21 protein-coding genes are annotated in these 21,224 nt (G+C 67.8%); 17 read left to right on the top strand and 4 right to left on the bottom strand.

All coding sequences use genetic code 11. From position 1 onward, the window contains the following. The coding region (locus O1Q03_RS16270) for a regulator (RefSeq protein WP_269504694.1) at positions 1 to 810 on the bottom strand (810 nt) is incomplete at its 3' end. 151 nt (positions 811 to 961) lie between these two features. Between O1Q03_RS16270 and O1Q03_RS16265 the strand changes: the two genes are divergently transcribed. The 9 genes from O1Q03_RS16265 (at position 962) to ftsB (ending at position 11,915) form a co-directional block, all read left to right on the top strand. Then, positions 962 to 2,215 (top strand): lipoprotein-releasing ABC transporter permease subunit, encoded by a 1,254-nt coding sequence (locus O1Q03_RS16265; RefSeq protein WP_269504693.1) that lies wholly within the window; start codon positions 962 to 964, stop codon positions 2,213 to 2,215. Continuing rightward, complete coding sequence (lolD, locus tag O1Q03_RS16260; RefSeq protein ID WP_442865801.1) at positions 2,208 to 2,969, top strand: lipoprotein-releasing ABC transporter ATP-binding protein LolD; 762 nt, start codon at positions 2,208 to 2,210, stop codon at positions 2,967 to 2,969. Before O1Q03_RS16265 ends, lolD begins: the two co-directional genes overlap by 8 nt. Before the next feature lie 64 nt (positions 2,970 to 3,033). Continuing rightward, positions 3,034 to 3,822 (top strand): TatD family hydrolase, encoded by a 789-nt coding sequence (locus O1Q03_RS16255; protein ID WP_269504691.1) that lies wholly within the window; start codon positions 3,034 to 3,036, stop codon positions 3,820 to 3,822. Positions 3,823 to 3,879: 57 nt separating this feature from the next. Further along, positions 3,880 to 6,384, top strand: coding sequence for a DNA internalization-related competence protein ComEC/Rec2 (locus tag O1Q03_RS16250; RefSeq protein ID WP_269504690.1), 2,505 nt, complete (start codon positions 3,880 to 3,882; stop codon positions 6,382 to 6,384). A gap of 97 nt (positions 6,385 to 6,481) precedes the next feature. Next, positions 6,482 to 7,327, top strand: a complete 846-nt coding sequence (locus tag O1Q03_RS16245) for an alpha/beta fold hydrolase (protein ID WP_269504689.1) — start codon at positions 6,482 to 6,484, stop codon at positions 7,325 to 7,327. 184 nt (positions 7,328 to 7,511) lie between these two features. Continuing rightward, entirely contained in the window at positions 7,512 to 9,170 is a 1,659-nt protein-coding gene (locus tag O1Q03_RS16240; protein WP_269504687.1) for a CTP synthase, read from the top strand. Continuing rightward, positions 9,167 to 10,021, top strand: coding sequence for a 3-deoxy-8-phosphooctulonate synthase (gene kdsA, locus O1Q03_RS16235; protein WP_269504686.1), 855 nt, complete (start codon positions 9,167 to 9,169; stop codon positions 10,019 to 10,021). The genes O1Q03_RS16240 and kdsA overlap by 4 nt, the downstream gene beginning before the upstream one ends. Positions 10,022 to 10,127: 106 nt before the next feature. Next, entirely contained in the window at positions 10,128 to 11,411 is a 1,284-nt protein-coding gene (gene eno, locus O1Q03_RS16230; protein WP_006478406.1) for a phosphopyruvate hydratase, read from the top strand. Between the two features lie 81 nt (positions 11,412 to 11,492). Further along, complete coding sequence (gene ftsB, locus O1Q03_RS16225; protein ID WP_269504683.1) at positions 11,493 to 11,915, top strand: cell division protein FtsB; 423 nt, start codon at positions 11,493 to 11,495, stop codon at positions 11,913 to 11,915. 85 nt (positions 11,916 to 12,000) lie between these two features. On the opposite strand, the gene O1Q03_RS16220 is transcribed toward ftsB, so the two are convergent. The 3 genes from O1Q03_RS16220 to O1Q03_RS16210 form a co-directional block, all read right to left on the bottom strand. Further along, complete coding sequence (locus tag O1Q03_RS16220) at positions 12,001 to 12,354, bottom strand: hypothetical protein (protein ID WP_269504682.1); 354 nt, start codon at positions 12,352 to 12,354, stop codon at positions 12,001 to 12,003. 134 nt (positions 12,355 to 12,488) lie between these two features. Continuing rightward, on the bottom strand, positions 12,489 to 13,439 hold the full coding sequence (hslO, locus tag O1Q03_RS16215) for an Hsp33 family molecular chaperone HslO (RefSeq protein WP_269504681.1): 951 nt from the start codon (positions 13,437 to 13,439) through the stop codon (positions 12,489 to 12,491). Between the two features lie 25 nt (positions 13,440 to 13,464). Further along, positions 13,465 to 13,989 carry a gamma carbonic anhydrase family protein gene (locus O1Q03_RS16210; RefSeq protein ID WP_269504679.1) on the bottom strand — a complete coding sequence of 175 codons (525 nt, stop codon included), beginning with the start codon at positions 13,987 to 13,989 and terminating at the stop codon, positions 13,465 to 13,467. 144 nt (positions 13,990 to 14,133) lie between these two features. Here O1Q03_RS16210 and O1Q03_RS16205 point away from each other — a divergent pair, with 144 nt between their 5' ends. From O1Q03_RS16205 to dapA, 8 genes are all read left to right on the top strand, one after another. Further along, positions 14,134 to 15,000: a ferritin-like domain-containing protein gene (locus O1Q03_RS16205; RefSeq protein ID WP_269504678.1), complete on the top strand. Its 867-nt coding sequence runs from the start codon at positions 14,134 to 14,136 to the stop codon at positions 14,998 to 15,000. A gap of 160 nt (positions 15,001 to 15,160) precedes the next feature. Next, on the top strand, positions 15,161 to 16,051 hold the full coding sequence (locus O1Q03_RS16200) for an alpha/beta fold hydrolase (RefSeq protein ID WP_269504677.1): 891 nt from the start codon (positions 15,161 to 15,163) through the stop codon (positions 16,049 to 16,051). An 82-nt stretch (positions 16,052 to 16,133) separates the two neighbouring features. Further along, positions 16,134 to 16,964: a 3',5'-nucleoside bisphosphate phosphatase gene (locus O1Q03_RS16195; protein WP_269504676.1), complete on the top strand. Its 831-nt coding sequence runs from the start codon at positions 16,134 to 16,136 to the stop codon at positions 16,962 to 16,964. A 73-nt stretch (positions 16,965 to 17,037) separates the two neighbouring features. Next, the gene (locus O1Q03_RS16190) at positions 17,038 to 17,670 is read left to right on the top strand and encodes an L-threonylcarbamoyladenylate synthase (protein ID WP_269504675.1); all 633 of its coding nucleotides are present in this window, start codon (positions 17,038 to 17,040) and stop codon (positions 17,668 to 17,670) included. 47 nt (positions 17,671 to 17,717) lie between these two features. Beyond that, a complete protein-coding gene (locus O1Q03_RS16185; RefSeq protein ID WP_269504673.1) occupies positions 17,718 to 18,380 on the top strand; it encodes a site-2 protease family protein in 663 nt (220 codons plus the stop codon). Positions 18,381 to 18,388: 8 nt separating this feature from the next. Continuing rightward, entirely contained in the window at positions 18,389 to 19,591 is a 1,203-nt protein-coding gene (locus O1Q03_RS16180; RefSeq protein ID WP_269504672.1) for a tryptophan--tRNA ligase, read from the top strand. Between the two features lie 9 nt (positions 19,592 to 19,600). Further along, positions 19,601 to 20,203, top strand: coding sequence for a class I SAM-dependent methyltransferase (locus O1Q03_RS16175; RefSeq protein ID WP_269504671.1), 603 nt, complete (start codon positions 19,601 to 19,603; stop codon positions 20,201 to 20,203). 47 nt (positions 20,204 to 20,250) lie between these two features. Then, positions 20,251 to 21,156: a 4-hydroxy-tetrahydrodipicolinate synthase gene (gene dapA / locus O1Q03_RS16170; RefSeq protein WP_175689003.1), complete on the top strand. Its 906-nt coding sequence runs from the start codon at positions 20,251 to 20,253 to the stop codon at positions 21,154 to 21,156. The last annotated feature ends 68 nt before the right edge of the window (positions 21,157 to 21,224 follow it).

Here is a 21,224-nt window from a genome sequence, read left to right as displayed (position 1 = left end):
CGCGCCGAACGCGGCCGGCGGCGCATCCGCGTCGGCGGCCGCGGCGCGCGCGAGACCGAGCGCCGCGGGCGATGCGGACAGCACGCGCGCGAACGGCTTGCCGACGGGCTTCAGCGTGCCTTGCGAATGGAACCAGATGGTGTTGACGGCGGGCAGGCCGCGCGCTTCGCGGGCCTCGTTGACCGGATGCTGGAACCAGGCCATCTGCACCTCGTTCTGCAGCTTCATCCACATCCGCGAGCGTTCGCCGGTGTGCGCCTCGTGCGGCAGCCAGATCTCGATGTTGCGGCCGCTGGCGCGCAGCGGCGCGGCGCCGGCGAGGCGGGCGAGCTGTTCGCTCGACAGATACCAGCGCGTCGGCTGCGGCGCTTCGAGCCGCACGCCGAGCTCCTCGATCAGCGGGCGCGCGACGGCCAGCAATGCGGCCGCGTCGCCGTCGTCGAGCGCGAGGCTCGACGGATCGACGAGCACGAGGTGGTCGTGCGCGATTTCGACGTGCACAGGCTCCACGCAGGCCCAGGCGTGGTTGCCCGGGTCGCCGCCGTCCGCCAGCAGCATGTAGGGCGCGAGCGGCGCCTCGTCGGCGGCGTTGCCCTGGGTCGCGCCGAACTGGCGGGCCAGCCAGCGCTCGTGCGGCAGCGTGCGCTGGAAGTCTTCGCCGGTCACGCGCTCGACGACACTCGCGCGGGCGAGCAACTTTTCGAGCGCGGGACTGTCCAGGGTGTGCAGGGACGAGGCCGCATCGGCCGCCGAGGGCAGCGCGAACGGAACGAGAAAATGGAGGCGTCGGTCGTGCATGATGGTGCGCATTGTATGGCAAACTGCGCGCGTGATCGGGCCGGCTGACGGCCCGCTTGCGTCCGGCGACCGTTTTTTCGACCGCGCCCGGTCGGCAGGGCGCCGCCGGACGGCGGTCCGGCCGCGGGCCGCCTCCCCGCCGTAACCAGCAGAAAGGATTCGCTTGAAACTTCCGTACGAATGGCAGATCGGCTGGCGCTACACGCGCGCCGGCAAACGCACGACCGGCAACGGCTTCATTTCCTTCATCGCGCTCGTGTCGATGCTCGGGATCGCGCTCGGCGTCGCGGCGCTGATCGTCGTGCTGTCGGTGATGAACGGCTTCCAGAAGGAAGTGCGCGACCGCATGCTGTCGGTGCTCGCGCACGTCGAGGTGTTCTCGCCGACGGGTTCGATGCCCGACTGGCAACTGACCGCGCAGGAAGCGCGCCGCAATCCGTCGGTGATCGGCGCCGCGCCGTACGTCGACGCGCAGGCGCTGCTCACGCGCCAGGACGCGGTGAGCGGCGTGATGCTGCGCGGCGTCGAGCCGTCGCTCGAGCCGCAGGTGTCGGACATCGGCAAGGACATGAAGGCGGGGCAGCTCGCCGCGCTCGTACCCGGCCAGTTCGGCATCGTGCTCGGCGACGCGCTCGCCGGCAACCTCGGCGTGACGGTCGGCGACAAGATCACGCTCGTCGCGCCCGAAGGCACCATCACGCCGGCCGGGATGATGCCGCGGCTCAAGCAGTTCACGGTCGTCGGCGTGTTCGAGTCGGGCCACTACGAATACGACAGCACGCTCGCGATGATCAACATTCGCGATGCCGAGGCGCTGTTCCGGATGAGCGCACCGACCGGCGTGCGGCTGCGGCTCACCGACATGCAGAAGGCGCCGCAGGTGGCGGTCGAGCTGTCGCATACGCTGTCGGGCAGCCTGTACATCCGCGACTGGACCCAGCAGAACAAGACGTGGTTCTCGGCCGTCCAGATCGAGAAGCGGATGATGTTCATCATCCTCACGCTGATCATCGCGGTGGCCGCGTTCAACCTCGTATCGTCACTCGTGATGACCGTGACCAACAAGCAGGCCGACATCGCGATCCTGCGCACGCTCGGCGCGCAGCCGGGCTCGATCATGAAGATCTTCGTCGTGCAGGGCGTGACGATCGGCTTCGTCGGCACCGCGACGGGCGTCGCGCTCGGCTGCCTGATCGCGTGGAGCATTCCGTGGCTGATCCCGATGATCGAGCATCTGTTCGGCGTGCAGTTCCTGCCGCCGTCGGTGTACTTCATCAGCGAGCTGCCGTCCGAGCTCGTCGCGAGCGACGTGATCCGGATCGGCCTCATCGCGTTCGTGCTGTCGGCCGTCGCGACGCTCTATCCGAGCTGGCGCGGCGCGAAGGTGAAGCCTGCGGAGGCGCTCCGCTATGAATGACCGCGCGACCGCATTCGCGGAATCACGACAACAACACAACCGACAGGATTCGGCAGGTATGCAGGAATACGTGCTTCAGGCGCGCGGAATCACGAAGGCGTTCGTGCAGGGCGGCTTCAACGTGCAGGTGCTCAACAACACCGAGCTGACGGTGCGGCGCGGCGAGAAGCTCGCGGTGGTGGGCGCGTCGGGCTCCGGCAAGAGCACGCTGCTGCACGTGCTCGGCGGCCTCGACGAGCCGAGCGCGGGCGAGGTGTCGCTGCTCGGCAAGCCGTTTACGCAGCTCGCCGAGCGCGAGCGCAACGAGCTGCGCAACCGCGCGCTCGGCTTCGTCTACCAGTTCCATCACCTGCTGCCGGAATTCACCGCGCTCGACAACGTCGCGATGCCGCTGCGCATCCGCCGGATGACCACCGAGGACGCGCGCGAGCAGGCACAGGCGATGCTCGAGCGTGTCGGTCTCGGCCCGCGTGCGAAACACCGGCCGGGCGAGCTGTCGGGCGGGGAACGCCAGCGGGTCGCGATCGCGCGCGCACTGGTGACGAAGCCGGCGTGCGTGCTCGCCGACGAACCGACCGGGAACCTCGACGGCGGGACGGCCGATACGGTGTTCAACCTGATGCTCGAGTTGTCAGAGACGCTCGAAACGAGCTTCGTGATCGTCACGCACGATCCCGAGCTCGCCGCGCGCTGCGACCGCATCATGCGCTTGCGCGACGGCGTGCTGCACGAGGAGCCGGCGCTGCCGGTGTAAACGAACGTCCGCGCGGGGCGGCTGGTGGGCTCCGGCGCGGCAACCCGGGCGCAGGAAAGCCGACATGTGGATCGATACGCATTGCCATCTCGATGCCGCCGAATTCGATGCCGACCGCGACGCGGTCGCGCAGGCGGCGCGCGCGGCCGGCGTGTCGCGCATCGTGATCCCGAGCGTCGGGCGCGACAATTTCACGACGGTGCGCGAGCTGGCGCAGCGCACGCCGGGGGCGGTCTATGCGCTCGGCATCCATCCGATGTTCACGCCGCATGCGCGCGACGAGGATCTCGACCGGTTGCGCATGGAGATCGAGGCGAGCATCAACGATCCGCGCTTCGTCGCGATCGGCGAAATCGGCCTCGACTACTTCGTGCCGGGCCTCGACGAAGACCGCCAGCAATTCTTCTATCAGGGGCAGCTCAAGCTCGCTCGCGAATTCGACCTGCCGGTGCTGTGCCACGTGCGCAAGTCGCAGGACCGCGTGCTCGCCGGCCTGCGCCGCTTCGGCGTGCGGCGCGGCATCGCTCATGCGTTCAACGGCAGTTTCCAGCAGGCCGAAGCGTATCTCGCGCAAGGGCTGCATCTCGGCTTCGGCGGCAACGTGACCTTCACGCGTGCGTTGCAGATTCGCCGGCTCGCGACGCAATTGCCGGCCGAATCGATCGTCGTCGAGACGGACGCACCCGACATCGCGCCCGAATGGGCGTACAAATCCCGCAACTCGCCCGACCAGGTGCCGCGCATCGGCGACGTGCTCGCCGAGCTGCGCGGGGTCGACGCGCACGCACTGTCCCTATCCACAACGGCTAACGCGCTCGCCGCGCTGCCGCGCCTCGCACTTTCGTCCGCATAATCGTTGCCGGCAGGCGCCCGATCTACAACGACGGCGCCGAATGGACGAGGAGGCGCGATGCGCGTGTGGTGGATCGCGTTCGCGCTCGGCGTCGTCGTGCTGCAGCGGCAGCCGGCGTTGCCGGGCGCGGGCGTCTGGGCGGCCGGCGCGGCTGTGCTCGCCGTGTGCGGCGCGTCGTTCGCATGGTGTGCGCGGCGCCGTCGGACCCGCGCGATCAGTGCGCTGCGCTGGATGCTGTGCGCGAGCGCGGCGGGCGCGATCGGCTTCGGCTATGCGGCCGCACGCGCCGAGTGGCGGCTGCGCGATAGTCTTCCCGTCGAGCGCGAAGGGCGCGACATCGTCGTCACGGGCGTCATCAGCGGGTTGCCGGTGATCGACGACACGGGCGCGCGGCTCTTGTTCGCGGTCGAGTCGAACGATGCGGGGCTGGCCCGTTTTCCGCCGCTGATCCGCTTGTCGTGGCGCACGTATGGGCCGCCCGACGCACGCGATGCGATTCCCGCGTTGCGCGCCGCGCAGCGCTGGCGGCTGGTCGTGCGTCTGAAGCGTCCGCATGCCGAGGCCAATCCCGGCGTGCGCGACAGCGAGGCCGCATGGCTGGCCGCCGGCATTCGTGCGATCGGCTACGTCGTGGCGCCGCAGCGCGCGGTGTTGCTCGATGCTCGCGCATCGGGGTGGCATTCGTCGATCGATCGGCTGCGCGACGCGCTGCGTACGCGTATCGGCGACGCGTTGGGCAGCGATGCGCATCATCGCGGCATCGTCACCGCGCTCGCGGTCGGCGATCAATCGGGCATCGGCGACGACGACTGGCGCGTGCTGCGCAACACGGGCACGAGCCATCTGGTCGCAATCTCGGGCCTGCATGTCGGGCTCGTCGGCGCGATCGCGGGCGGGTTCGTGTCGATGGTCTGGCGTCGCTTGCGCTGGCGCGGGCGCGCCGCGGCGCTGATGATGCCGGCACCCTATGTGGCGTCTGTCGCGGCGCTGACGGCTGCCGCGGGCTACGCGGCGCTCGCCGGTTTCAACGTGCCGGCGCAGCGCGCGTGGTGGATGATCGCGACCGGTGCGGCGGCGTTTCTCGCCGGGCGCAGCGTGCCGATCTCCGCGGTGCTGTGCACGGCGCTCGGCGGCGTGCTGCTTGCCGATCCGTGGGCCGTGCTGTCGGCCGGGTTCTGGCTGTCGTTCGGTGCGGTCGCGGTGATCCTGATGGCGGTGGCGGGCTGGCGCGCGGTGCGCGAATTCGACGGCGGCGATGGCGAAGACGATGACGGCGCGATCGATGGCGCCGCAACGGCCGAGCGCCGGCGCCGGCTGCGCGCCTGGTGCGGGCGCGCGAGGCGCCGCATCGCCGAGGCGACGCGTGTGCAGTACGCGGTGACGATCGGCCTCGCGCCGCTGACGGCCGCATGGTTCGCGCAGATGTCGGTCTCCGGTCCGGTCGGCAATGCGTTTGCGATTCCGTGGGTCAGCTCCGTCGTGACGCCGATCGTGCTGGCCGGAATCGGCTTGCCCGCACCGCTCGACGCCTATGCGTTCCGGCTCGCGCATGCGGCGCTCGCACCGATGATGGCGCTGCTCGGGCACCTCGCCGACTGGCCGGCAGGCGTGTTCTGGCTGCGCATGCCCGACTGGCCGGTGCTGGTGCTCGCATGCGTGGGCGTGGCCTGGGCGCTGATGCCGCGCGGCTGGCCGCTGCGCTGGGCGGCGCCGCTCACCTGGCTGCCGCTCGTCGCACCGGCACCCGATGCGCCGCCGCCGGGCGGCTTCCGGCTGACCGTGCTGGACGTCGGGCAGGGCGCGTCGGTGCTGGTCGAGACCGCTCATCGGGTCTTGCTGTTCGATGCGGGGCCGGGTGCGGAGTCGAGCCATGCCGGCACGCGGATCGTCGCGCCGGCGTTGCGGGCGCGCGCGATCCGGACGATCGATTCGCTGGTGCTCAGCCATGCCGACGCCGATCACACGGGCGGCGCGGCGGCCGTTTATGCGGCAGCCGAGGTGCGCCAGGTGCTCGCCGGCATTACACCGCAACACCGGCTGTGGCGCGATGCGGAAGCGGCCGGCGTGACCGATCGCCTGCGTTGCGCGGCGGGGCAGCGCTGGATATGGGACGGCGTCGTCTTCACGATGCTCTGGCCGCCCGGCGGCGTGCGTGCGGGCTCGTCGAACGGACAGTCGTGCGTGCTGCGCGTCGACGCGGGCGGCACGTCCGCGCTGCTGACGGGCGACATCGAGGCGAGCGCCGAGCGTCGGCTCGTGGCCGACGCGCACGACGCACTCGCCGCGCAGATCCTCGTCGTTGCGCACCACGGCAGCCGCACGTCGTCGATCGAGCCTTTCCTCGATTCGGTCGGGCCGCGCGTCGCGGTATTTCCTGTAGGCTATCGCAATCGCTTCGGGCATCCGCACCGGACGGTCCTCGCGCGTTACGAAGCGCGCGGGATCCCGCTGCCGCGTACCGATCGCGACGGGGCCGTACGATTCGACGTCGCGCCCGGCGGCGGCAGCTTCGGGTTCGAGCGTTATCGCGATGCGCAACGGCGGTACTGGATGGATCGGTGACGGCGCGGCGGCGCGTGTCGGGAAGAACGTGGCGAAGCACGGGGGGCCGGGGCACGTGCCGAAGCCCGCGCTCGGTCGATAAAGGAGACATCGGCTTTTGAAGGACATCCTCCATTTTTCGCATGCGAACGGCTTTCCGGCCTCGACGTACCGGACGATCTTCGCGGAACTGGCCGACGACTACGAACTGCGCTACATCGAGCGCATCGGTCACGATCGCCGCTACCCGGTGACGCGCGACTGGCCGCATCTCGTCGAGCAACTGCTCGACGACATCGGCAGCCGCTACGAGCGTCCGGTGTGGCTCGTCGGCCATTCGCTCGGCGGTTACCTGTCGCTGATGGCCGCGCTGAAAAAGCCGCAATGGGTGCGCGGCGTGGTGATGATCGATTCCCCGATCATCGCGGGCTGGCGCGCCGGCGCGCTGCGCGCGAGCCAGTGGGCGGGGCTCGACGAGCGACTGTCGCCGGCCGCGGCGACCCGCAACCGGCGCACGCGCTGGGCCAGCCGCGATGAAGCGTGGCGACACTTTCACGACAAGCCGGCGTTCGCGCGCTGGGACGAACGGATGCTGTCCGACTACATCGATCACGGCATTCCGCAGGCGGGCGCCGACGGCGAACGCGCGCTCGCGTTCGACCGGCAGGTCGAATACCTGATCTACCGCACGCTGCCGCACACGCTCGGCCCGCGGCTCGCGCACGGCTCGCCGGTGCCGCTCGGCTTTCTCGCCGGCACGCGTTCGCGCGAAGTGCGGCAGGTCGGGCTCGATGCGACGCGCCGCGCGACGCGCGGGCGCATCGAATGGCTCGAGGGCAGCCATCTGTTCCCGATGGAGCGGCCGATCGAGACAGCGCGCGCATTGCAGCGGATGCTGAATTCGCTGAAAGCGGAAGAGGGCGGCCGGCCGCGCGACAGCGTGGCGCTCGCGAAGCGCGCCTGACGCGCATCGTCCGGCGCACCGCGTCGCGCGGGTGCGGTTGCGCATTCCGGCGTTCCGGCCGGCCGGTTCGCGCGGGCGCGCACGGCGGGTGCGGCGCCGCGCGAAAGGGCACGATCATCGCGTCGATTACTGAGAGAAGAGCGGGCTTTACGGTATAATCCGTTTTTCCCGCGAGCATCCAGCGATGACCAAATATGTTTTCGTCACCGGCGGCGTAGTTTCTTCCCTCGGCAAGGGTATTGCCGCCGCCTCTCTCGCCGCGATCCTCGAATCGCGCGGTCTGAAAGTCACCCTCCTCAAACTCGATCCCTACATCAACGTCGACCCCGGCACGATGAGTCCGTTTCAGCACGGCGAAGTGTTCGTGACGGAAGATGGGGCGGAGACTGACCTCGACCTCGGCCACTACGAGCGCTTCATCAGCACGAAGATGCGCAAGGCCAACAACTTCACGACCGGCCAGATCTACGAATCGGTGATCCGCAAGGAGCGCCGCGGCGACTATCTCGGCAAGACCGTGCAGGTGATTCCGCACATCACGAACGAAATCCAGGCGTTCATCGAGCGCGGGGCGGCATCGGCCACCTGCGGCGAACCGGACGTCGCGATCGTCGAGATCGGCGGCACCGTCGGCGACATCGAGTCGCTGCCGTTCCTCGAAGCCGCGCGCCAGATGAGCCTGCGCCTCGGCCGCAACAGCGCGTGCTTCGTGCATCTGACGCTCGTGCCGTACGTCGCGACGGCCGGCGAGCTGAAGACGAAGCCGACCCAGCACAGCGTGCAGAAGCTGCGCGAGATCGGCATCCTGCCGCACGTGCTGCTGTGCCGTGCGGACCGCCGCATCCCCGACGACGAATCGAAGAAGATCTCGATGTTCTCGAACGTGCCGGAAGACGCCGTGATCTCGGTGTGGGACGCCGACAGCATCTACAAGATTCCGCAGATGCTGCACGACCAGGGCCTCGACCGGATCATCTGCGAAGAGCTGAAGCTCTCGCCGAAGGACGCCGATCTGAGCATGTGGGCGGAGCTCGTCGAGAAGCTCGAGAACCCGAAGCACGAAGTGACGATCGGCATGGTCGGCAAGTACGTCGAACTGACCGAATCGTACAAGTCGCTGATCGAAGCGCTGCGTCACGCGTCGCTGCACACGGCCACCAAGGTCAACATCGAGTACATCGATTCGGAAGAGGTCGAGACGAACGGTGTCGACAGCCTGAAGCATCTCGACGCCGTGCTGGTGCCGGGCGGTTTCGGCCGTCGCGGCACGGAAGGCAAGATCGCGGCGATCCGCTATGCGCGTGAAGCGAAGGTGCCGTACCTCGGCATCTGCCTCGGCATGCAGCTCGCGGTGATCGAGTTCGCGCGCGACGTCGTCGGCCTGAAGCAGGCGAACAGCACGGAATTCGATCCGGACACGCCGGAGCGCGTGGTCGCGCTGATCACCGAGTGGTACGACCGCGAAGGCAAGGTCGAGATGCGCAGCGCCGAATCCGATCTGGGCGGCACGATGCGCCTCGGCTCGCAGCGTTGCCCGATCAAGCCCGGCACGATGGCCGAGGAGATCTATGGCAAGGATGTGAACGAGCGCCATCGCCACCGTTATGAAGTCAATAACCGCTTCGTGCCCCAGCTCGAAGCCGGCGGCCTTATCATCAGCGCCCGTACCCCGAGCGAGGACCTGCCGGAAATGATGGAGCTGCCGCGTTCGATGCACCCGTGGTTCGTCGGCGTCCAGTTCCACCCGGAATTCACGTCCACGCCGCGTGATGGTCATCCTCTGTTCAAGTCGTTCGTCGAAGCGGCGCTCGCCAACAAGCAAGCGCGCGGAGTGAAAGCATGAAGCTGTGCGATTTCGAGGTCGGTCTCGACCAGCCTTTCTTCCTGATCGCGGGTACCTGCGTCGTCGAATCGGAGCAAATGACGATCGACACGGCCGGCCGCCTGAAGGAAATCTGCGAGAAGCTGAACGTTCCGTTCATCTACAAGTCGTCGTACGACAAGGCGAATCGCAGCTCGGGCAAGTCGTTTCGTGGCCTCGGAATGGACGAGGGTCTGCGGATCCTCGGCGAGGTGAAGCGCCAGCTCGGCCTGCCGGTGCTGACCGACGTGCACGCGATCGATGAGATCGAGCAGGTCGCGTCGGTCGTCGACGTGCTGCAGACGCCCGCATTCCTGTGCCGCCAGACCGATTTCATCCATGCGTGCGCGCGTTCGGGCAAGCCGGTCAACATCAAGAAGGGCCAGTTTCTCGCGCCGCACGACATGAAGAACGTGATCGACAAGGCGCGCGACGCGGCGCGTGAGGCCGGTCTGTCGGAAGACCGCTTCATGGCATGCGAGCGCGGCGTTTCGTTCGGCTACAACAACCTCGTGTCCGACATGCGTTCGCTCGCGATCATGCGCGAGACGAGCGCGCCGGTCGTGTTCGATGCGACCCATTCGGTGCAGTTGCCGGGCGGGCAGGGCACGAGCTCGGGCGGCCAGCGCGAATTCGTGCCGGTGCTCGCACGTGCCGCGGTCGCGACGGGCGTCGCGGGCCTGTTCATGGAGACGCACCCGAATCCGGCCGAAGCGAAGTCGGACGGCCCGAACGCGGTGCCGCTGAACCGGATGAGCGCGTTGCTGGAGACCCTCGTCACGCTCGACCAGGCGGTGAAGCGCAATCCGTTTCTTGAAAACGACTTCAACTAAAGATCGAATGAACCTTGCGGCGGCTTCGCGCGTCAGTAGCGAAAGCGCTTCCGGCATGCGTGCCGTCGCAGTTTGAAGAATCCATCGTCATTCTCAGAGGAAACCCATGAGTGCAATCGTAGATATCATCGGCCGCGAGATTCTGGATTCGCGCGGCAACCCCACCGTCGAATGCGACGTGCTGCTCGAATCGGGCACGATGGGCCGCGCGGCGGTCCCGTCGGGCGCGTCCACGGGCTCGCGCGAAGCGATCGAACTGCGCGACGGCGAAGCCGGTCGCTACAACGGCAAGGGCGTGCTGAAGGCAGTCGAGCACATCAACACCGAAATCTCCGAAGCCATCATGGGCCTCGACGCGTCGGAACAGGCGTTCCTCGACAAGACGCTGCTCGAGCTGGACGGCACCGACAACAAGTCGCGCCTCGGCGCGAACGCGATGCTGGCCGTGTCGATGGCCGTCGCGAAGGCCGCTGCCGAAGAGGCAGGCCTGCCGCTGTACCGCTACTTCGGCGGATCGGGCGCAATGCAATTGCCGGTGCCGATGATGAACATCGTCAACGGCGGCGCGCACGCGAACAACAGCCTCGACATCCAGGAATTCATGATCGTCCCGGTCAGCCAGCCGACGTTCCGTGAAGCACTGCGTTGCGGCGCGGAAGTGTTCCACGCGCTGAAGAAGATCCTGAGCGACCGCGGCATGAGCACGGCAGTCGGCGACGAAGGCGGTTTCGCACCGAACTTCGGCAGCAACGACGAGTGCCTGTCGACGATCCTGCAGGCGATCGAGAAGGCCGGCTACCGTGCGGGCGAAGACGTGCTGCTCGCGCTCGACTGCGCGGCATCCGAGTTCTACCACGACGGCAAGTACCAGCTCGCGGGCGAAGGCCTGCAACTGTCGTCGGCCGAATTCACCGACTACCTCGCGACGCTCGCCGACAAGTTCCCGATCGTGTCGATCGAGGACGGCATGCACGAAAGCGACTGGGACGGCTGGAAGCTGCTGACCGATCGCCTCGGCAAGAAGGTGCAGCTGGTCGGCGACGACCTGTTCGTCACGAACACGCGCATCCTGAAGGAAGGCATCGAGAAGGGCATCGCGAACTCGATCCTGATCAAGATCAACCAGATCGGTACGCTGACCGAAACGTTCGCGGCGATCGAAATGGCGAAGCGCGCGGGCTACACGGCCGTGATCTCGCACCGCTCGGGCGAAACGGAAGATTCGACGATTGCGGACATCGCGGTCGGCCTGAACGCCGGTCAGATCAAGACGGGCTCGCTGTCGCGCAGCGACCGCATCTCGAAGTACAACCAGCTGCTGCGCATCGAGGAAGATCTCGGCGACATCGCGAGCTACCCGGGCAAATCGGCTTTCTATAACCTGCGCTAACGCGCTACTATCGGGTTCGTCATCTCGACGCCGCTCTGTGCCTGTGCGCGGAGCGGCGCTTCTTATATCTGCGTTTCTTACATGCGGCTTGTCACTGTCGTCCTGATTGTCTTGCTGGCGCTCATTCAGTACCCCCTATGGTGGGGACACGGCGGCTGGCTGCGGGTGCACGAATTGCGTCAGCAGCTTGACGACCAGCTCCGGAAGAATGCGGACGAGAAGCTGCGCAACGAGCGAATCGCCGGCGAAGTGCAGGATCTGCAAAGCGGCACCGCGGCCATCGAGGAGCGTGCGCGCTACGAGATGGGGATGGTGAAGGACGGCGAAGTATTCGTGCAGTTCGTGTCGCCGAATGCGCCGGCCGGCCCGCCGAACAACGCGCCGGCGGGCACCTCGACACGCGGGGAAGTCTCTGCGGCGCCCGTGCGCGTCGTGCCGAATCCTCAGTCGATCGCGAGATCGCCGCGGCACCATGGCGAGAAGGGCAAGGCCGCTCATCACTGAGCGCAGCGGTCCGAACCATTGAAAAAGCGCGGGAGATTCCGCGCTTTTTTATTTCCTGGCACGCGTCGATCGACCCGCCGAAGCATTACCACCACCAGCCCGGATAGCCGTAACCGTAGCCGATGCCGGTTCCCCACCGGTTTCCCCAGCCGCCGTAATAGCCGCCATAGACGGTCACGGGCGGCGGCGCGTAATACGACCACGCGCGTGCGGCGGCCTCGGCCGCCATCGCGTTGTTCTGGTCGCGCAGCACCTGCTTGTCGATCTCGTCGTAGCGCTTGCGTTCGGCGCTCGACAACGCGGGCGGCTGGCCGCCCGCTGCGCCCGCTTCGGGCAGGCGGCTCAGGATCGTGGACGTGGGCTGGACCGCGCAGCCGGCGAGCGCGAGCGTGCCGGCGACGACACTGGTCAGGACGACGGAGCGGAACGGGTAATCCATGTGTTTCTCCAGCAGCGCGCCGACCGCGGGAAGCGGCTTGCGCCGAAGGCCGGGCCTGTGGCGCCTGAGCCGTGGGTGCGACGCTCTTGCGTCATTATGCGCCCGCACCCGCGTCGCGGGCACGGGCGCGCGCGTCAGTGACGCTGCTCGGTCGCGGGCGTGATGCCGGTCGCGAGCTCCGGTGCGGCGAACAACTGGGCGACGTCGACGGGATCGAACTCGTAGCGCTGGTTGCAGAACTCGCAGTGGATTTCGACGTGGCCGCGCTCGACGATCACGCTGTCGACTTCGTCGCGGCCCAGCATGCGCAGCATCGCGCCGACCTTCTCGCGCGAGCACGAGCACTGGAAGCGTGCGCCGGTCGGCTCGAAGTGCTGCACGTTTTCCTGCCAGAACAGCCGCCGGAACACCACTTCCGGTTCGACCTCGAGCAGTTCCTTCGCGGACAGCGTGCTGCCGAGCGTGCACACGCGCTCCCACGTGTCGGCGTCCGTCTCGGCGTTGCGCGGCACGATGCCGCCGTCGCCCGGCAGCTTCTGCAGCAGCATGCCGACCGCGCGATCGCGATCGGCCGCGAGCCACAGCCGCGTGTCGAGCTGCTCCGAGTGGTGCATGTAATGCTCGAGCACCTGCGAAACCGACTCGTGCGGACCGTCGACGCCGTTCAGCGGCACGATGCCCTGGTACGGTTGCTGGCCCGGCAGCTTGTCGGCCGGGTCGAGCGTGATCACGCACCGGCCGTGGCCGCTCGCGTTGACGAGCGACGCGAAGCTCGTATCGTCGCCGATCGTCTGGGCCGAGTCGCCGGCGAACTTCGCCGTGGCCCGTATCGACAGATCCGACGTGCACTGGACGACCAGCATCTGGATCGGCCCGTCGCCGAAGATCTGCATGATCAGGGTGCCGTGAAATTTCAGGTTCGCGGACAGCAGCGCGCACGCGGCCATCATCTCGCCGAGCACGGTGCGCACCGGGGCAGGGTAGTCGCGGCGCGCGAGCACCTCTTGCCACGTGTTGCGCAGCGACACGATCTCGCCGCGCACCGGTGCCGAATTGAACATGAATTTCTGTAACTGGTCGCTCACTCTTCTTCCTTGAAATCCGTGCGTATCACCCGATCCGCACGAGTTGCTCCTTGAAATGCGCACGCCGCTCGACGTACGTCTTCGCATTTGCGCGCAGTCGCGCGATGTCGTCTGCCGACAGCTCGCGCACGACTTTCGCCGGTGCGCCGAGAATCAGCGAGTTGTCCGGGAACGTCTTGCCTTCCGTCACGACCGCGCCGGCACCAACCAGACAGTTGCGGCCGATGACCGCTCCATTCAAGACCACCGCCTGAATACCGATCAGCGAACCTTCGCCGATCGTGCACCCGTGCAGCATCGCCTGATGCCCGATCGTCACGTTTTCGGCAATCGTCAGCGGAAAGCCGGGGTCGGTATGCAGTACCGCGCCTTCCTGGACGTTGCTGCCCGTGCCGACCGTGATCGTCTCGTTGTCGCCGCGAATCGTCGCGCCGAACCACACGCTCGCATTTTCCTCGAGCACGACCTTGCCGATGATGGCCGCCGTATCGGCGACGAATACGCTTTCGTGGATCGTCGGGGCCGTATCGCCCAGTTTGTAGATCGTCACGGAGTCTCCTGGTCTCTTCGATGATGGGCGCCGGTAGAATGGCGCGTCTGGTGTGCCCGGCGCGTTGCGTCGCGGCGCAAACGCATATTGTAAACCGTCGCGCGCGTACGCTCCCGCGATGCGCTCGGACGGTGTCCCGGTTTGATGAACATGGCGTCTTCTTCTTTCGCTGCCGCGCCCGCCTGCGTGCGTCGCGCCGCGCTCGACGCGCTGCAGATGTCCGAGCCGGCCGCGAAGGCCGCGCAGGTCCGCGCGCTGTACGACGCATGGCTGGCCGGACGGGCCACGATCTCGCCGTTGCTCGACCTGAGCGAGCCGGCCGGGCTGCCCGGCCGCCCGGCGCGCCCGCCGCTCGTCGAGCCGCGCCAGCTCGAGCGGCGCAGCATGCGCTCGCCCGCCGGGCGCGCGGTGTTGCTGCACGCGCTCGCCCATATCGAGTTCAACGCGATCAATCTCGCGCTCGACGCCGTGTGGCGCTTTCGCGGGCTGCCGGACGCGTTTTATGCGGACTGGCTGAAGGTCGCGGCCGAGGAGGCCTATCACTTCACGCTGCTGTCCGACCGGCTCGCCGCGTTCGGACACGTGTACGGCGATTTTCCGGCGCACAACGGCCTGTGGGAAATGTGCGAACGGACCCGGGCCGACGTGCTCGCGCGGATGGCGCTCGTGCCGCGCACGCTCGAGGCGCGCGGGCTCGACGCGTCGCCGCCCATTCGCGCGCGGCTCGTGCAGGCGGGCGACGATGCATCGGCGGCGATCCTCGATGTGATCCTGCGCGACGAAATCGGCCACGTCGCGATCGGCAACCGCTGGTTCCGGCACCTGTGCGACGAGGCCGGGCGCGATCCGGTGCCGGCGTACCGCGAACTCGCCGCGCAATACCATGCGCCGCGACTGCGCGGCCCGTTCAATTTCGATGCGCGCCGTACCGCGGGATTCGAGCAGGCGGAGCTGGACGAACTGGCCATGCAGGATGGCGCGGGCGCGGAAGCCGGGAAGGCCGCGGGTTAGCGCGGCCGCAGGCGCTTGCCCGACGATCATCATCGGCACCCGGGCGCTGCGTCGTCGCGCCCCGGGGCGCGCTGCCGCTAGAGACCGGCCTCCACTCCCGAGCGCCGGAACGAACGGGCGGTCGCTATAATCGAACGATCATTCTTTTTTGGCGGCTGCAATGAATGCCTCGAGTTCTGTTTCCGATTTCGTCACGGTTCGCGGCGTCCGGCTGCATGTGCGGCGCTGGGGCCGGCCTGACGCGCCGACGCTATTCATGCTGCACGGCTGGATGGACGTCGCGGCATCGTTCCAGTTCGTCGTCGACGCGCTCGCCGGCGACTGGCAGGTGATCGCGCCGGATGCGCGTGGCTTCGGCCTGTCCGACTGGCCGGTCGCGCGGCAGGGCGGCGGCCATTACTGGTTCCACGAGTACCTGGGCGACCTCGACGCGCTCGTCGACCACTATGCGCCGACCGGCGAGGTCAACCTGGTCGGGCACAGCATGGGCGCGAACGTCGTGTGCCTGTACGCGGGCGCTCGGCCGGAGCGGGTGCGGCGGGTGGTCGATCTCGAAGGATTCGGGCTGGCGCCGGCGCGAGCCGAGCACGCGCCGCGCCGGTTGCGCGGCTGGCTCGACGAATTGCGCGAGCCGCCGGTGCTGCGCCCGTACGCGTCGCTCGACGACGTGGCGGCCCGGTTGATCAAGACCAATCCGCGGCTCGATCCGCGCCGCGCCGCGTTTCTCGCCGCTCACTGGTCGAAGCGTGGCGACGACGGCCTGTATCACCTGCTGGCGGACCCGGCACACAAGATGGCGGGCCCGATGCTGTACCGGCTCGACGAGGTGATGGCCGTCTGGGCGAAGGTGCGCGCAAAGGTGCTGCACGTCGAGGCCGTCAATTCGCCGACGCTCGCGTACCTTGCCGGCGACATCCCGCTGCCGGAGTTCAAGGCGCGTTTCAGCGCGTTTCCGGACTGGCGCGAAAAGCGCGTCGAAGATGCCGGCCACATGGTCCATCACGACCAGCCCGAGCAGGTCGCCGCGCTGATCGAAGCGTTCTGCGCGTAGGCCGGCGGCGGCAGCGGCGGGGCAGGTGGGCGGCGGAATTGCCGCGTTGCAGTAGAATGAAGCTTCACCTGCCCTACCGACAATGAACGCTGATCTCCACTGCCATTCGAATGTTTCCGACGGGTTGCTGTCGCCTGCCGACGTCGCGCGCCGCGCCCATGCCGGCGGCGTGACCCTGTGGGCGCTGACCGACCACGACGAAATCGGCGGTCAGGCGGCGGCGCGCAGCGAGGCGGAAGCGCTCGGGATGCGTTACCTGAGCGGCGTCGAGATTTCGGTCACGTGGGCGTCGCGCACCGTGCACATCGTCGGGCTGAACATCGACCCTTCGAACCCGACGCTCGTCGACGGCCTCTACCGCACGCGTCACGGCCGTGCTGCGCGCGCGCAGGCGATCGCCGCGCAGCTCGAGACGCTCGGCATTCCGGGCGCGTACGAAGGCGCGCTGAAGTACGTATCGAATCCCGACCTGATCTCGCGCACCCACTTCGCGCGCTTTCTCGTCGAGAACGGCCACGCCGCATCGACCTCCGACGTATTCGACCGCCTGCTCGGCGACGGCAAGCCCGGTTTCGTCCCGCACCGCTGGGCGGCGCTGCCCGACGCGGTGGCATGGATCCGCACCGCGGGCGGCGATGCGGTGGTCGCGCACCCGGGCCGCTACCGCTATACGCCGGTCGAGTTCGACGCATTCTTCGGCGAATTCATCGATCTCGGCGGCCGCGCGATCGAGGTCATCACGGGCAGCCATACGCCCGACCAGTACCGCGAATACGCGGACGTCGCACGCCGCTTCGGCTTCGAAGTGTCGCGCGGCTCGGATTTTCATGCGCCGGGCGAGGGCCGTATCGAGCTCGGCAGCCTGCCGCCGTTGCCGCCCGACCTGAAACCGGTCTGGGAGCGCTGGCTCTGACGCAAATCGGCCGTCTGCCGTTCGTGGTGCCCGCCGACGCGCGCATCCGATTCTTCCTTCTTTACCTGCTCCCATGTCCCAGTTCTTCAGGATTCATCCGGATAATCCGCAGCCGCGCCTGATCAAGCAGGCGACGGAAATCGTCAGCAAGGGCGGCGTCATCGCGATGCCGACCGATTCGAGCTATGCGCTCGCGTGCCATCTCGACGACAAGGATGCGGTCGAGCGGGTGCGGCGGATTCGCGGCCTCGACGAGAAGCAGCACCTGTCGCTGCTCGTGCGCGACCTGTCGGAGCTGGCCAATTTCGCGATGGTGGACAATCGGCAGTATCGGCAGATCAAGTCGGTGACGCCGGGCCCGTACGTGTTCATCCTGCAGGCGACGAAGGAAGTGCCGCGCCGGCTGTCGCACCCGTCGCGCAAGACGATCGGGCTGCGCGTGCCCGATCACGCGATCACGCTCGCGCTGCTCGAGTCGCTCGGCCAGCCGCTGCTCGGCACGACGCTGATCCTGCCGCCCGACGACGAGCCGCTCAACGACCCTGAGGACATTCGCGCGCGGCTCGAGAAGCAGGTCGACCTCGTGATCGACGGCGGTGCGTGTCCGCGCGAGCCGTCGACGGTGATCGACCTGACCGGCGACGCGCCGCAGCTCGTGCGTGCGGGGCGCGGCGCGCTCGAACCGTTCGGCCTCTCGGCCGCGTAAGCGCGCCATTCATTTTTGCGCGAGTGCGCTTGTTACAATACCGCGATATGGATGCTTCCCTGATACAGACCATCGCCGTCTACGCGCTGCCCGTGATCTTCGCGATCACGCTGCACGAGGCCGCGCACGGCTATGCCGCGCGCCTGCTCGGCGACAACACCGCGTACATGATGGGGCGCGTGTCGTTCAACCCGATGCGCCACATCGATCCGCTCGGCACGATCGCGATTCCGCTCGCCATGTATTTCCTGACCGGCGGTGCCTTCCTGTTCGGCTATGCGAAGCCGGTGCCGGTATCGTTCCGCAACCTGCGCGATCCGCGCTGGGGCAGCCTGTGGGTGTCGCTTGCGGGCCCGGCCTGCAATTTCGTGCAGGCGCTGATCTGGGGCGTGGTGAGCGTCGTGCTGGCCGCGAGCGGCGTCGACGAGCCGTTCTTCACGCGGATGGCCTACGCCGGCGTCAGCGCGAACCTCGTGCTCGGCGTGCTGAACCTGTTCCCGCTGCCGCCGCTTGACGGCGGCCGCATTCTGGCGGCGCTGCTGCCGCCGAAGCAATCGGTCGCGCTGTCGCGCCTCGAGCCGTACGGTTTCATCATCGTCCTCGTGCTGGTCGCGACGGGCGTGCTGACGAACTTCTGGCTGCGTCCGCTCGTGAGCGCCGCGGCCGGCATCCTGAGTGCCATCCTGTCTCCCTTCGCCTCGCTTTTCTAACGACAATCATGTTCCCAGATCGTATTTTCTCCGGCATGCGACCCACCGGGTCGCTGCACCTCGGCCACTACCACGGCGTGCTGAAAAACTGGGTGAAGCTGCAGTCCGAGTACCCGTGTTTCTTCTGCGTGGTCGACTGGCATGCGCTGACGACGCACTACGAAACGCCCGAGGTCATCGAGAAGAACGTGTGGGACGTGCTGATCGACTGGCTCGCGTCCGGCATCGATCCGGCGCAGGCGACGCTGTTCATCCAGAGCAAGGTGCCCGAGCATGCGGAGCTCGCGCTGCTGCTCGGCATGAGCACGCCGCTCGGCTGGCTCGAGCGCGTGCCGACCTACAAGGAGCAGATGGAGAAGCTCAAGGACAAGGATCTGTCGACCTACGGCTTCCTCGGCTATCCGGTGCTGATGGCGGCCGACATCCTGCTGTATCGCGGCTCGCTCGTGCCGGTCGGCGAAGACCAGGTGCCGCACGTCGAGATGACGCGCGAGATCGCGCGCCGCTTCAACTACCTGTACGGTCGCGAGCCGGGCTTCGAGGAGAAGGCGCTCGAAGCCGCGAAGAAGCTCGGCGGCAAGCGCGCGAAGCTCTATCACGAGCTGCGCAATGCCTATCAGCAGGAGGGCGACGACGAGGCGCTCGAACAGGCGCGCGCGATGCTGCAGGAATCGCAGAGCCTGTCGATGAGCGACCGCGAGCGCCTGTTCGGCTATCTCGAAGGCGCGCGCAAGATCATCCTGGTCGAGCCGCAGGCGCTGCTGACCGAAGCGTCGCGGATGCCGGGCCTCGACGGCCAGAAGATGTCGAAGTCGTACGGCAACACGATCGGCCTGCGCGAAGACGCGGACACGATCACGAAGAAGGTCCGCACGATGCCGACCGATCCGGCGCGCGTGCGCCGCACCGATCCGGGCGACCCCGACAAGTGCCCGGTGTGGCAGCTTCATCAGGTCTATACCGACGAAGCGACGCACGAGTGGGTGCAGAAGGGCTGCCGCTCGGCGGGCATCGGCTGCCTGGACTGCAAGCAGCCGGTCGTCGAAGGGATCCTGCGCGAACAGCAGCCGATGCTCGAGCGCGCGCAGAAGTACATGGACGATCCGTCGCTGCTGCGCGCGATCGTCGCGGACGGCTGCGACAAGGCGCGCAAGCACGCGGTCGAGACGATGCGCGACGTGCGCGACGCGATGGGCCTGTCGTACACCTGAGCCGACGGCATGCGCGAACCCGTCATTGCCGCCGCGGGCGGCCACGTCGCCCAGACCGAGCCGTCGCGCTGGGTCGCCCGCTGGTCCGGGCTCATCCCGGCGGGCGGCGCGGTGCTCGACGTCGCTGCGGGCGGCGGGCGCCACGCGCGCTGGTTCGCGTCGCGCGGGCATCCGGTCGTCGCGGTCGACCGCGACCCGGCCGCGCTCGCCGTATTGCGCGCGATTGCCGGCGTCGACGTGCGCGACGCCGATCTCGAGGGCGCGCCATGGCCGCTGCCGGTCGAGCAGTCGTTCTCGGCCGTGATCGTCACCCATTATCTGCATCGCCCGCTCTGGCCCCATCTGCTTGACGCACTGGCGCCGGGCGGCGTGCTGATCTACGAAACCTTCGCGCAAGGAAACGAAACGGTCGGCAAACCGTCCAATCCCGCGTTCTTGCTCGCCCCCGGCGAGTTGCTGGACGCGGTGCGCGGCCGCCTGCGGGTGGTCGCGTACGAGGACGGCTTCGTCGCCGCGCCGCGCGAGGCGTTCGTTCAGCGCATCTGCGCAGTACGCGAGGGCGCGACCCCGAAGGCGGGGGCGGGAATTCCACGTTACGAACTGCCCGGCTAATCCGCTACAATCTCAACGTTTACCGGTACATCAATCAATCGCGTTTCATGGCTAACGGCACCCAAGACGGCATTCAAATCCGCGGCAGCATCCCCGCGATCGTCACTCCGATGCTCGAAGACGGCAGTCTCGATCTGCCGGCGTTCCGCAAACTGATCGACTGGCATATCGCGGAAGGCACCGACGGGCTCGTCGTGGTCGGCACGAGCGGCGAGTCGGCAACGCTCAGCGTCGAAGAGCACATCCTGATGATCCGCACGGCGGTCGAGCATGCGGCGAAGCGCATCCCGATCATCGCCGGCGCGGGCGGCAACTCGACTGCGGAGGCGATCGAGCTGACGAAGCACGCGAAGGCCGTCGGCGCCGACGCGACGCTCCAGGTCGTGCCTTACTACAACAAGCCCACGCAGGAAGGGATGTACCGGCACTTCAAGACGATCGCCGAAGCGGTCGACCTGCCGGTGATCCTGTACAACGTGCCGGGCCGTACGGTCGCCGATATGGCGCACGAGACGACGCTGCGCCTCGCGCAGGTGCCGGGCATCATCGGCGTGAAGGAAGCGACGGGCAACATCGATCGCGCCGCGCACCTGATCAAGGCCGCGCCGAAGCATTTCGCGATCTACAGCGGTGACGATCCGACCGCGATCGCGCTGATGCTGCTCGGCGGCCACGGCAACATCTCGGTAACGGCGAACGTCGCGCCGCGCGCGATGAGCGACCTGTGCCGCGCGGCACTGGCCGGCGACGTCGCAACGGCGCGCGAGCTGCACATGAAGCTGCTGTCGCTGCACAAGAACCTGTTCATCGAGGCGAACCCCATTCCGGTGAAGTGGGCGCTGCAGGCGATGGGCAAGATGCAGGGCGGCATCCGGCTGCCGCTCACGCCGCTCGACGAGCGCTGCCACGATGTCGTGCGTTCGGCCCTCGTCGAGGCCGGCGTCCTCGCCTGATGCACAGGCGGCCGCGCCCTGCGGCCGCCGGCTCGACCCCTCATCAACCCGCACCGGCCGGCTCCGTC

Source organism: Burkholderia sp. IMCC1007 (assembly GCF_027257875.1).
Taxonomy (GTDB): domain Bacteria; phylum Pseudomonadota; class Gammaproteobacteria; order Burkholderiales; family Burkholderiaceae; genus Burkholderia.
The sequence above is the reverse complement of the archived record's forward strand: the minus strand, read 5'-3'. Positions and strand labels throughout refer to the sequence as shown.